Origin of the sequence: Stenotrophomonas sp. SMYL86 (genome assembly GCF_036320025.1) — a bacterium.
Classification (GTDB): Bacteria; Pseudomonadota; Gammaproteobacteria; order Xanthomonadales; family Xanthomonadaceae; genus Stenotrophomonas; species Stenotrophomonas maltophilia_A.
Genome location: NZ_JAWIRU010000024.1, coordinates 55,767 through 68,079 on the forward strand (window position 1 = coordinate 55,767; position 12,313 = coordinate 68,079).

Consider the following 12,313-nt stretch of genomic DNA (forward strand, 5'->3'; position numbering starts at 1 on the left):
CCATGAGTGACTCAAGCGAAAGCAGCGTTATCAAGATTGTCCAGGAGCTTCTGGCTGGCGAGAAGGATTCAGGACCGATCACTCCTACGTTGATTGACGAGAAGATCAGCCTGGTGCTGATGATGAATCGAAAGTGGGCAGCCGATCTTGATCGTGACGCTGTTACGGACGAGCTTATCCGGCGATTCAGTGTATGGATCGGTGATGACATCAGTCTCTCCGACGATCGAGGCCATGAACCCTGGCTCGACTCCTCCAGGAAAGAGGACTGGCGCTACTGGCAGCGGTATCGGGAGATGATCGAGAAGGACCTGTCCTGGGATATCGCTGACAACCTGGACAAATCAACTGACAAGATTCTAGGGATGCTTGAGGATCCTCTGCGTGAAGGCCAGTGGAGTCGCCGGGGGCTTGTTGTCGGTCACGTGCAGTCAGGCAAGACAGCGAGCTACACCGGCCTTGTATGCAAGGCGGCGGATGCGCAGTACAAAATTATCATCGTCCTCGCCGGCCTACATAAAAATCTGCGATCCCAGACCCAGATACGCCTAGAGGAAGGCTTCCTCGGGTATGAGACCAACTCTACGCATGATGTGCTCAAGCGCGTGGGTGTCGGCTTGATCGACAGTGACCTGTCCATCAAGCCCAATTGCGCTACAACACGAGCTGACAACGGTGATTTCGGTGAGTCAGCTGGAAAGCAGTTTTCGATCAGCCCAGAACAGCGGCCTTGGCTGTTTGTCGTCAAGAAGAACAAATCGGTACTTGCCAGGCTTCTCAGGTGGATTCAGACGCACGTCGCGGACGCTCCTGTTCCAGGCGCGGAGCCCGCCTCCTCGAACACGAAAGAGCTCCCCATCGTGGCCAGAAGGGCGACCAAGTTCCCATTGCTCATCATCGATGACGAAGCTGACAATGCCTCAGTTGACACTGGTGAAGAGGTAGTCGACGAAGAAGGAAATCCCGATGAGGAACATGATCCAACAGCGATCAACAAACTGATCCGGCGCATACTGAATTCATTCTCGCGCTCAGCATACGTGGGCTACACCGCCACGCCTTTCGCAAACATCTTCATTCATGAACGCGGTGAGACACGCAACGAAGGTCCTGATCTATTCCCATCCGCCTTCATCCAGAACCTGGCGGCACCGGACAATTACGTTGGCCCTACGACAATGTTTGGGCGCGCGTCCCCGGAGGGTCGCGAGGGACAGCTTCCTCTGACCCAACCGGTGGGTGACTACCAGTCAGACGACAAGACAACGGGATGGATGCCGACGGGCCACAAGATCGATCATGTTCCGGTGTGGAGCAATGAGCACGCGCTGCCACCAAGTCTAAGAGAGGCAGTCAACTCCTTTATCCTGGCATGCACTGTCAGGAAGCTCCGTGGCCAAGGAAAGAAGCATAGCTCGATGCTCGTTCACGTCACACGATTCAACAACGTCCAGAAGGTGGTAAAGGCTGACATTGACGATTACGTCAAGCATGCCCGACAGGCTATTGGGCGCGGGATAGACCACGCCGACGTTCTATCCAGTCTGCAGGAGCTGTGGAATCGTGACTTCCTTCCTGCTTCTGCCGCGGTTCGTGAGCTTGGGTTGGGTGACCTTCCCAGTGCAGATGCTACTTGGCAAGACGTCGCGTCTGCGCTGACGGGAGTACTCGATGACATCGAAGTGCGAATGATCAACGGAACTGCCAAGGATGCCTTGGATTACGAGCAGAACAAGGATCGAGGCCTCAAAGTCATCGCTATCGGTGGCGACAAGCTTGCTCGCGGCCTTACGCTGGAAGGCCTCTGCACCAGCTACTTCCTGCGCGCATCAAAGATGTACGACACGCTGATGCAGATGGGTCGGTGGTTCGGATACCGTCCGGGCTACCTTGATCTCTGCCGTCTCTATACATCCCCGGACCTCATTCGCTGGTTCAAGCATATCTCTGATGCATCAGCAGAGCTGAGAGAAGAGTTCGATCTCATGGCCAATTCTGGGGCCACGCCGAGGGAGTTTGGGCTGAAGGTCCAGTCGCATCCCGAGATGATGGTTACGTCGCAGATCAAGATGCGGAGCGCGAAGACACTGCACCTTTCGTACAGTGGAGAGCTTGTTCAGACAGTCAGCTTCCCAACTGATAAACCGACTCTGAATCGAAACCTGGATGCGGGTAATCGGCTTGCCGTGCAGATGGGAAAACCTGACGAGAGCAACCCCATAAAGGCGGCATTCCAAGGGGGCTCCAAGGAATGGCAGGGGCATCTCTGGCGAGGTGTCGACTTCACAACCGTAGTCGACTTCCTTGACAGCTACAGCACACTGTCAGCCGCCCACCGGGTGAACAGCAACGTGCTTGCTCAGTTCATCCGCAAGATGGCGGAAACAAACGAGCTCACGGGGTGGACAGTGGCGGTTCTGGGGACTCAATCGGGTGAGCCCTATGAGCTTGCTCCCGGGATTAGTGTTGGCATGGCGCGCAGAAAGGCGGATTCGATGGAGGGGAGCCGGTACTCGATCGGCGTCCTCCTTGATCCGACCGACGAGTCAATTGACGTGAGCCAGGATCAATGGGACGCCGCGCTCGCGCTCACCGTATCCACTTGGGAGAAGAAAGAGGAGAAGAAAAGTGCTTCGGCTCCGCACACCCCCAGTGGCGTGGCGCTGCGGCGAGTTCGAGGCAAGGGAACTTCGACCGTGACGGCGGAGCCAGAGAAGGGCCTGCTGATTCTGTATGTTCTTGATCCAGCTCGTGCGGGCGCCAGGATAGGGGCAGATTGGGAGCGCCCGAAGAACCTTGCAGGCGCCCCACCCGTCTTGGCATTTGCCGTGAGCTTCCCTGGAAGCAGCTCCGATATCAAGGTTCCCTACAAGGTGAACAACGTCGGTTGGGAGAGCGAGTATTCCGACATCCCCGAGTACGTCATCAACAACATCGGCTGGGAGGATATGAATGCTCAGCTCCAGCAGTGACACAGAGCTGGTCGCCGCGTGGCGCGCCTTGAGCGGCCTTGCCACAGGGGATGGCTGGAAGGTTATCGAGCTTTTCAGCATCGGCAACTGCTGCGTCATGGCAGGCCGTCGTGGTGCGCGGAATGAAGAGAGCGTCCTGGTCGGCGTCAAGGGAAACGTGCCATCCCAACCATTTCAGCTGCCACGCGGCCAGGGGTTCAGCCTCATAAGCACAGAGCTTCAGGGCCACCCTGCAGGCCATTCGTGGTTTGCCCTGGTTCGACAGGAGTCGGGATCGCTGGAGCTCTTTACCAAAGTGGCGGTAGATCTGGTGAACCTGATGGAGAGCACGTCCACTCAGGACGGCCTACGGATTCATAGTGCAATGATTTCCAGGATCCGTGCCTGGCAAGCCTTCATGAAGCGCGATAGCGATGGCGTTCTTTCCACGGAGGAAGAGATTGGGCTCTTTGGAGAACTCTTGGTTCTTCAAAACCTTCTGGACGATGGAGTTTCAGAATTCGACGCTCTCGACAGCTGGGCCGGGCCTGACGACGGGCTACACGACTTCCTGCTTGGTGATGGTGCAATCGAAGTGAAGACAACCCTGGCACCGGCAGGATTTATCGCAAGGATTTCCAACCTTGATCAGTTGGATGACAGCCTGCACCAGCCGCTCTTTGTTGCGGCGGTTCGTCTAACTCAACTGAGTGGGGGATCAACCCTTCCCGACTTGATTGACCAAGTGGCTGGAAGAATCCACGATCCCGGCGCATCTGCCTTGCTGAACAGTCGGCTCGTTTCGGCTGGCTACATGGACATGACTCGAGCCGAGTACACAAGGCGCTTCCGGTCCAGTGAGCTCACATATCGAATCGTATTCGCTGAATCGCCTCGCCTCACTCGTTCCAGCGTGCCCGCAGCAATCCATGAGGCACGTTACTCGCTCGATCTGGATGCATTTCCGATTACGGCGTCTACTTACGCTGATATTTCGACTAGTCTTGGAGTGAAGAATCAATGGAATTGACCGATTTCCTTTCGCAGATTCGCGCGGAAGTACAGGATGAAATAGAGGATCGAATGTCCGTTTCTGGGGCCGCGTATCCCTATCCGGAGCTGGTTTTCGCCGAGATTACGATGCGCCACATGGAAGAAGTGGGCATGACGTATGAGCCACAGGTCTGCCACGTTGATACGCGCGTCCATGTCGGAAACATCAGGCTAAGCGGATACTCCATCTCTGAGGACGGAGAACGCCTTGACCTGTTCGTGACGTCCTACAAGGATTCGGACAAGGTCCAGGCCGTTCCGGACTCTGAAGCAAAGCAAGCAGCGGAGTACTGCTTTCGATTTCTTTCCCAATCTGCCCAGGGAAAGATGACGAAGACGCTCGATCCATCGAACGATGCGTACGAACTCGCGGTGCACATTGAACGTGGCTATCGGGACTTCGAGGAGATCCGCATCTACGTGCTGACGGATGGCCAGGTAAAGACCAAGAACTTCAAGTCGCAGGAGGTCGGGGGCCGGACCGTGCGACTTGAGGTGATGGACATCGAGAGGCTCAACCGCCACCTGTCAGAGGGAAAGCCGAGGGACGAGCTGGTAGTCAATTTTGCGGAAGTGGCGGGCACCCCGCTCCCGTGCGTCTATATTCGGGGCGAGGAAGACAGCTATGACTACGCGATGACCGTATTCCCAGCCGACGTGCTTCGCCATCTGTATGACAAGTACGGTGCCAGACTTCTTGAGGCGAATGTGCGGTCATTCTTGAGTGCAACCGGAAAGGTCAACAAGGGCATCCAAGCCACGCTGCGCTCGGAGCCAGAGAAGTTTGTCGCCTACAACAACGGCATCGTGGTGGTCGCCGACGAAGTCAGCCTTGGGAAGACCAGCGATGGAGGACCTGGCATTGCTTGGCTCAAGGGGATGCAGATCGTCAACGGAGGTCAGACGACCGCGTCCATCTACTTCACCAAGAAGAAGTTTGCAGACACCGACCTGTCCAAGGTTCAGGTTCCGGCGAAGGTGGTAATCCTGAAGACGGAGAACTCTGCTGCGGAGGAAGCGCTTATCAGCGACATCTCGCGTTTCGCGAACAGCCAGAATACTGTCAAGCAGTCCGATCTGTCTGCCAACTCACCGTTCCATGTTGAACTCGAGAAACTTTCCGACACCGTCTATCTACCAGACGGTGTCGGCCGGTGGTTCTATGAACGTGCCTCAGGTAGTTACAACACCAAGCTGGCGCGCGAAGGCAGTACGCCTGCCAAGTACCGGGCCCTCAAGACCACAGTTATTCCGCCGGCCCGGCGCTTGGTCAAGACAGACCTCGCCAAGTTCCTGAACTCTTGGGATGGACGACCAGACCAAGCCAGTCTCGGCGGTCAAAAGAACTTCGCCCGCTTCATGGACGATGTGAAAGAACGGGAAGAGCTCGGAGAATCTGTGGTTCCGGATGCAACCGGGTTCAAGCAGATGATTGCCAAAGTCATCATATTCAAACAGGTTCAGTCGCTCGTCCGTCCGCTACTGCCTGCGTTCCAAGGCAATGTCTCCATCTACTTGGTCGCGTTATTGGCCCAGCAGCACGGATCAAAGATCGATCTGATGCGCGTGTGGGAGCAACAAGGCCTCTCTGATGGCTTCAAGGATCAGATCCGGGTATGGGCCAAGGAAGTCAGTTTGGCCCTGCACGCTTCAGCCAAGGGCAAAATGATCAGCGAGTGGGCAAAGAAGGAGGAGTGCTGGCACGTGTTACGTACGCTCAAACTCAGCCCCCTAATCTCCGCCGTGTCAGAACTTAGATAGCACACGGGTCAAGGATGCAGGGGCGCCGCAATCAAACTTGCCAGCGCCCCTTGCTGCATTCAAACTGCAGCAGCCAGCTTGACGATTTCCACTAAATATTTATTCCTGAGCTTCCGCTCCCGAGAATCATTAACACCCTCCGCCGCAGCGAGCCTGTAGTCATCCGGCAGCGTGTTCTCGAATTTGCCAAGCTCAATCTTTAGCTTCCCAGGGTCAATCACGGACCCGCTAACTATGGAGTCAGCCACGGCGACAATTAGCGAAAACAAGTTGGCCTTATTTAACCAGTATGACCCTTGCTGGAACTGAGCGCTTACTATTAATTTCGCCGAGGCTTCAAGAAGCCCCACGACAAGCTCCTTGTCCTCAAAATCCTGAGCGTATTGATCCAAGTATTCCTTGGCTCGAACGTTTCGATTGAAAAAACCAGACAACACTGTCGTCATGAGATTCAATATGTGCATCAAATGCACTTTCCTTGAAACCTCGTGCGCTTTAAAAACGCCGTACTCGTCGTACAATCGATTGAAGTACGGCGTCGGATGTGCCGCCGCCCAGTCAAAGAACGACTTATCCACCGACGGATCGATTCGGAACTTGTCTTCCTCCTCGTCGTCATTGATGGAACCAAGTTCTCCCGCCAGATGGCTTGCTACGAGCATGTATTGAGAGGGCGCGTACTGCGAAGCAAGTTTCTCGATGGCGGTCAACGAATTCGAAGTCCTATTAAGGCGCTGGAATATTTCCTTGACCCTTCCATCATTGTTATCCAAATCCAATTCTATGACAGCTAACTCATACTTCAGGAATTCTGATTTGGCATCGCTACTAAGCTCTTGATATGTACTTCCATCAACGGGGAACACTCCCGCGATATACTCACTTATTGCATTGAGCCGCTGCTGACCATCGACCACGCAAGAAGTGGTGGCCATATTTTCGACATCAATTACACCCTTTGATATAAATATTTGCGGACACGGAAATCCCAGCAAGATGGTCTTAATGAAATCCTGTTTATGCACCTCTCGCCATACCAAATTTCGTTGGAAGTACGCATCAAGGATCAAGCGCCCCATATTGATGTCGTTAACAACTGTTATTAAATCCCTCGATCGGACATGATACTTAATCATAAAAACCCCTTCCTCCCCATGTCTGCGAATACGTTTGACTGCTTTAACTTAAACGCAACATCGGACAGATATATGCCTGCAGATATTTTCGAAAAAACGCCAGAGTGGTCTAGTGACAGCTTTCGAAAGAACTCCATCCACAATTTTCTCGCGTCACAATACGGCATCATATCCGGCCTAAATATCCCCTTGGCAAGATACTCAACAAAAGAGTCATAAGTACTACCCACGGCGCCATGCTTCCGGGCAAAGCCTCTTCTATCTCGATACTGGTTGGTTGCGACGATCACTTCGCCGACGTATCGATTAAAGCAATCATGGTCTATGATCGCTACATCAAGGTCAGATTCGCCTCTAGAGAAAGGCGTCTTTTTTACAGGACTAAATCCCAGCTTAGCCGATCCGCAAACATGGACAGATCGAACGGAAACCGAAAAGAACTCGGCAATAGATTCTGTTATCGAGAAGCCGATGTCTTCACAGCCTTCGAATGCCACTGTTGGGGAAAGAACAAGCATCCGCATTGCGACATCACTACTCGATGTGCCCTTCCCGATTGATTCAACAATCACCCTCTTTCTGTCCATAGCCCCCCTCTATCCTTTACTGAAAAGGCGTAAAAAGAAGGGGCAGCCTCAGCTGCCCCTTTTTACTTCTCAATCAAACCCCAACAGGGTTAGCCTTCTCCGGATCAATCTTGTACTGCTTGATCGCCCGGGCCACATCCTTCGCGGTCATCTTCCCTTCCTTCGCCAGCGCCGCAATCGCGGCATGCGCGATGTAGTAGCGGTCAACCTCGAAGAACCGGCGCAGGTTCGCACGCGTATCCGAACGACCAAATCCATCGGTACCCAGCACGGTGTACGACATCGGCACGAACGCGCGGATCTGATCCGCATACGCACGCACGTAGTCGGTGGCGGCAATCGCCGGGCCCTGGCGGCCTTCCAGCAGCTCGGTCACGTAGGCCTTGCGCTGCTCACCTTCCGGATGCAGGCGGTTGGCACGTTCCACGTCGAAACCATCGCGACGCAGTTCGTTGAAGCTCGGGCAGCTCCAGATGTCGGCGGTCACGCCGAAGTCCTTGTCCAGCAGTTCGGCGGCGGCGATGGCTTCGCGCAGGATGGTGCCCGAGCCCAGCAGCTGCACGCGCAGCTCGCCCTTCTTCGGCTTGCCGGCGTCGGTCAGCAGGTACATGCCCTTGACGATGCCTTCGGCCGCGCCTTCCGGCATTTCCGGGTGGGTGTAGTTCTCGTTCATCAGGGTGACGTAGTAATACTCGTCCACCTGGTCTTCCATCATGCGCTTGGTGCCGTGCTGCAGCACCACGGTCACTTCGAAGCCGAAGGTCGGGTCGTAGCTGCGCACGTTCGGGATGCCACCGGCCACCAGATGGCTGAAGCCATCTTCGTGCTGCAGGCCTTCACCGTTCAGCGTGGTGCGGCCGGCGGTGCCACCCAGCAGGAAGCCGCGGGTACGCATGTCGGCGGCCTGCCAGGCGATGTCGCCCACGCGCTGGAAGCCGAACATCGAGTAGTAGATGTAGAACGGCAGCATCGGCACGTTGCTGACCGAGTAGCTGGTACCAGCCGCCATCCACGAGCTGATCGCACCCGGCTCGCTGATGCCCTGCTGCAGCACCTGGCCGCTCTGGTCTTCGCGGTAGAACATCAGCTGGTCGGCGTCGACCGGCTTGTACTTCTGGCCGAACGGCGCGTAGATGCCGATCTGGCGGAACAGGCCTTCCATACCGAAGGTACGGGCTTCGTCGGCCACGATCGGCACGATGTGCGGGCCCAGTTCCTTGTCACGCAGGGTGATGTTCAGACTCTGCACGAACGCCATGGTGGTGGAGTAGCTGCGCTCGCCGCTGCTCTTCAGCAGGCGCTCGTAGGCTTCCAGCTTCGGCGCCACGAAGGTCTTGTCGGCCTTGCGGCGGCGCTGCGGCAGGTAACCGCCCAGCGCGGCACGGCGTTCCTGCAGGTACTGCACTTCCGGCGAATCCGGGCCCGGGTGGTAGAACGGCACCTGGCCGTCGGCCAGCTGCGCGTCGGTCACCGGAATGTTGAAGCGGTCGCGGAAGTGGCGCACCGCTTCGTCGTCCAGCTTCTTGGTCTGGTGGGTCGGGTTCAGTGCCTCACCGGCGCTGCCCATGCCGTAGCCCTTCACGGTCTTGGCCAGGATGACGGTCGGCATGCCCTTGGTGTTCACGGCCTGGTGGTAGGCGGCGTACACCTTGTGCGGGTCGTGGCCACCACGGTTCAGGCGCCAGATGTCGTCGTCGCTCAGGCCGGCGACCATCGCAGCGGTTTCCGGGTACTTGCCGAAGAAATGCTCGCGGGTATACGCGCCGCCGAAGGCCTTGCAGTTCTGGTATTCGCCGTCGACGGTTTCCATCATCAGCTTCTTCAGGACGCCGTCGCTGTCCTTGGCCAGCAGGGCATCCCAGTAACCGCCCCACAGCAGCTTGATCACGTTCCAGCCGCCGCCACGGAACACGCCTTCCAGTTCCTGGATGATCTTGCCGTTGCCGCGCACCGGGCCGTCCAGGCGCTGCAGGTTGCAGTTCACCACGAAGATCAGGTTGTCCAGGCCTTCACGGCCGGCCAGGGCGATGGCACCCAGGGTTTCCGGCTCGTCGCTCTCGCCGTCGCCGATGAAGCACCACACCTTGCGGTCGGACTTCTCGATCAGGCCACGGTTTTCCAGGTAGCGCATGAACTGCGCCTGGTAGATGGCAGCCAGCGGGCCCAGGCCCATCGACACGGTCGGGGTCTGCCAGTATTCCGGCATCAGCCACGGGTGCGGGTACGAGGACAGGCCACCGCCGTCCACTTCCATGCGGAACTTGTCCAGCTGCTCTTCGCTGATGCGGCCTTCCAGGAAGGAGCGCGCGTAGATGCCCGGGGCGCTGTGGCCCTGGATGAACAGCAGGTCGCCCGGGTGGTTTTCGCTCGGGGCGCGCCAGAAGTGGTTGAAGCCCACGTCGTACAGGGTAGCGCCGGAGGCGAACGAGGCGATGTGGCCGCCCAGGTCACCCGGCTTGCGGTTGGCGCGTACCACGGTGGCCATCGCATTCCAGCGGATGATCGAACGGATGCGCCATTCCAGCTCGGCATTGCCCGGGCTCTTGGCCTCGAGCTGCGGCTCGATGGTGTTGACGTACTCGGTGGTGGGAGAGAACGGCAGGTAGGCGCCCGAACGACGGGTCAGTTCCACCATGCCTTCCAGCAGCTGATGCGCGCGCTCGGAGCCCTCGACATCAATAACGGCCTTCAACGACTCGATCCACTCCTGGGTTTCCACAGGATTCGGGTCGTTGTTCAGCACCTCGTTCAACCAGTTCATTAGCGCTCCCATAACCGCACGCACGCGCGCGACTGTTGTATAGATTTCTAGACCGCAAAGTGTAGCGCACCAAGGGCTTTCGTCACTTGGCTACGCAGGCGTATGGATGCAACCGGCCAGTGTCCGCAAGGGGCTTGCCGGGCCCGCTGAAGGCCCTGCGGCGGGCCTTGTTGGCTGCGCGGGCTGTCGCTTGCGGGCCGCTGCGCCCATGTGCAGGACGCAGTGTTACCGCTGCCGATGACGGTTGTAGGGCAGCGCCATGCCCACCTGTATCGGCTACGCGTGCCGGCGCTGAACCGGCGACAACGTGTCGCACCTGCCTCTGGATCGCCCCCCGCCCTGCCCTCAGGGTAGGCCTCGAGTGTTGGCCTCGCCCGCTTCGGTCCGCCGTCTGGCCCTGCCTCACTCCCTTCCACAGTGTTGCCCGGGGCGCCTCGCAAGGGGCGCCCCTTTTGCTGTGCGCGGGGCCGGCCGTGGCCCAAAACTGACCTGCTTGTGGCCGGATCGATGATTGTCGGCTTCGATATATCGATATATCGTTTGAACACTCGTTTACCGATATATCGAAATGAGCCGTACCGCTTCTCCCAGAGCCCGTTCCACCAATCCGGAAGTGCCACGCCGCAACGGCCAGCCGCGGGTGCTCAGCCGCGGCGACCTGCGCCTGCTGGTGCTGGCCCTGATCGGCGAGCAGCCGCGCCACGGCTACGAGCTGATGCAGCTGATCAGCAACCAGTTCATGCAGGCCTACACGCCCAGCGCCGGCACCATGTACCCGCTGCTGGCCAGCTTCGAGCAGGCCGGCTGGATCGAGGCCGAGGAAGTGGACGGCAAGCGGATCTTCCGCATCACCACCGCCGGCGAGTTCGAGCTGAAGGTGCAGCGCACCCAGGTGCGCCTGGCGCAGCGACGCGCCTTCGACCGTGCCCGCGAGATCACCAAGGCCTCGCTGCCGCCGCCGCTGGCCGGTGCCCTGCGCGAGTTCAAGCGGGCGCTGGTGCATCACCACGGCCGCTGGGCCGAGGGCGAGGCGGAAGAAGTAGCGGCGCTGCTGACGCGGGCATCCGCGCTGCTCAACGGTACGGCCGGTAGCGAGAGCCAATCCTTTTCAATGACCCAGCCAGACTGACTCCAGCCAGGTCGCCCCTACGCCGCGCGCCCCCGCGCGACACCTTTACAGGTAACCCCATGACCGAACACAACAACACGCGCCTGCGCCTGGATGTGCGCTTCCGTGAACTGACCGTGCTGCGCACCGAAGAGGTCACCCCGCACATGCGCCGCATCGTGCTGGGCGGCGCCGAGCTGGCCGGTTTCGATTCGCCCGGCGCCGACGACCACATCAAGCTGTTCTTCCCCAATGCCAGCGGCGAGATGGTGCTGCCGGTGGTCACTGCCGAAGGCCGCAGCTATCCGGCCGGCAAGGAGCCCTCACCGGCCCGCGACTACACGCCGCGCTGGTGGGACCACGAAACCGGCGAGCTGGCCATCGACTTCGTGCTGCACGACCAGGGCATTGCCGGGCCGTGGGCCGAGCAGGCCAAGGCTGGCGACACGCTGGTGATCGGCGGCCCGCGCGGCTCGTTCGTGGTGGCCGACAGCTACGACGCCTATGTGCTGATTGGCGATGAAACCGCGCTGCCGGCCATCGCCCGCTGGCTGGACGTGCTGCCGGAGGATGCCGAGGTGCAGGCCTTCATCGAAGTGAGCGATGAAGCCGAACGCCAGGACCTGCCGCAGTACGAGAACGTGCGTATCCACTGGCTGGAGCGCAATGGCTTTCCGGCGGCCAGCAGCACGCTGCTGGAAGACATGCTGACCGACTTCGAGGCACCGGACGGCGATGTCTTCTACTGGATCGCCACCGAATCGCGCCGCGCCCGGATGATGCGCAAGTTCATCGAAGGCCACCTGGGCGTGCCGCGCGACTGGATCCGTTCCACCGGCTACTGGAAGGCCCACCCGGACGAAACCGACGGCGATTGACCGGGCAGCCGGTGGGTGCAGCCCCTGCTTGGTGGGTGCGGACCGTTGGTCCGCACGCCCTCCGATAGGTAGTGGCGG

8 protein-coding genes are annotated in these 12,313 nt (G+C 58.5%); 5 read left to right on the top strand and 3 right to left on the bottom strand.

Annotated elements, in window-relative coordinates:
* Nucleotides 1-2 precede the first annotated feature (2 nt).
* Genes V3B64_RS19710 through V3B64_RS19720 form a run of 3 tightly spaced genes read left to right on the top strand, consistent with a single transcriptional unit; the run spans nt 3 to nt 5,765 of the window.
* Entirely contained in the window at nt 3-2,972 is a 2,970-nt protein-coding gene (locus V3B64_RS19710) for a Z1 domain-containing protein (RefSeq protein WP_329914774.1), read from the top strand.
* Nucleotides 2,953-3,981, top strand: a complete 1,029-nt coding sequence (locus V3B64_RS19715; RefSeq protein ID WP_154351952.1) for a PD-(D/E)XK motif protein — start codon at nt 2,953-2,955, stop codon at nt 3,979-3,981. Before V3B64_RS19710 ends, V3B64_RS19715 begins: the two co-directional genes overlap by 20 nt.
* The gene (locus tag V3B64_RS19720; protein WP_154351951.1) at nt 3,972-5,765 is read left to right on the top strand and encodes an AIPR family protein; all 1,794 of its coding nucleotides are present in this window, start codon (nt 3,972-3,974) and stop codon (nt 5,763-5,765) included. Before V3B64_RS19715 ends, V3B64_RS19720 begins: the two co-directional genes overlap by 10 nt.
* Nucleotides 5,766-5,824: 59 nt before the next feature.
* Here the strand turns inward: V3B64_RS19720 and V3B64_RS19725 are convergent, their stop codons facing one another.
* From V3B64_RS19725 to aceE, 3 genes are all read right to left on the bottom strand, one after another.
* Complete coding sequence (locus V3B64_RS19725) at nt 5,825-6,901, bottom strand: DUF262 domain-containing protein (protein WP_154351950.1); 1,077 nt, start codon at nt 6,899-6,901, stop codon at nt 5,825-5,827.
* A complete protein-coding gene (locus V3B64_RS19730) occupies nt 6,898-7,488 on the bottom strand; it encodes a hypothetical protein (protein ID WP_154351949.1) in 591 nt (196 codons plus the stop codon). Before V3B64_RS19730 ends, V3B64_RS19725 begins: the two co-directional genes overlap by 4 nt.
* Before the next feature lie 73 nt (nt 7,489-7,561).
* Nucleotides 7,562-10,249, bottom strand: coding sequence for a pyruvate dehydrogenase (acetyl-transferring), homodimeric type (aceE, locus tag V3B64_RS19735; RefSeq protein WP_004139606.1), 2,688 nt, complete (start codon nt 10,247-10,249; stop codon nt 7,562-7,564).
* Between the two features lie 568 nt (nt 10,250-10,817).
* Between aceE and V3B64_RS19740 the strand changes: the two genes are divergently transcribed.
* Nucleotides 10,818-11,378 (top strand): PadR family transcriptional regulator, encoded by a 561-nt coding sequence (locus V3B64_RS19740; RefSeq protein WP_100467709.1) that lies wholly within the window; start codon nt 10,818-10,820, stop codon nt 11,376-11,378.
* 59 nt (nt 11,379-11,437) lie between these two features.
* Nucleotides 11,438-12,235, top strand: coding sequence for a siderophore-interacting protein (locus tag V3B64_RS19745; protein WP_004139602.1), 798 nt, complete (start codon nt 11,438-11,440; stop codon nt 12,233-12,235).
* Nucleotides 12,236-12,313 lie beyond the last annotated feature (78 nt).

Bases quoted from the DNA above. Each gene is read 5' to 3' on its own strand.
- V3B64_RS19710 (WP_329914774.1), top strand. From the start codon at position 3: ATGAGTGACTCAAGCGAAAGCAGCGTTATCAAGATTGTCCAGGAGCTT.
- V3B64_RS19715 (WP_154351952.1), top strand. From the start codon at position 2,953: ATGCTCAGCTCCAGCAGTGACACAGAGCTGGTCGCCGCGTGGCGCGCC.
- V3B64_RS19720 (WP_154351951.1), top strand. From the start codon at position 3,972: ATGGAATTGACCGATTTCCTTTCGCAGATTCGCGCGGAAGTACAGGAT.
- V3B64_RS19725 (WP_154351950.1), bottom strand. From the start codon at position 6,901: ATGATTAAGTATCATGTCCGATCGAGGGATTTAATAACAGTTGTTAAC.
- V3B64_RS19730 (WP_154351949.1), bottom strand. From the start codon at position 7,488: ATGGACAGAAAGAGGGTGATTGTTGAATCAATCGGGAAGGGCACATCG.
- aceE (WP_004139606.1), bottom strand. From the start codon at position 10,249: ATGAACTGGTTGAACGAGGTGCTGAACAACGACCCGAATCCTGTGGAA.
- V3B64_RS19740 (WP_100467709.1), top strand. From the start codon at position 10,818: ATGAGCCGTACCGCTTCTCCCAGAGCCCGTTCCACCAATCCGGAAGTG.
- V3B64_RS19745 (WP_004139602.1), top strand. From the start codon at position 11,438: ATGACCGAACACAACAACACGCGCCTGCGCCTGGATGTGCGCTTCCGT.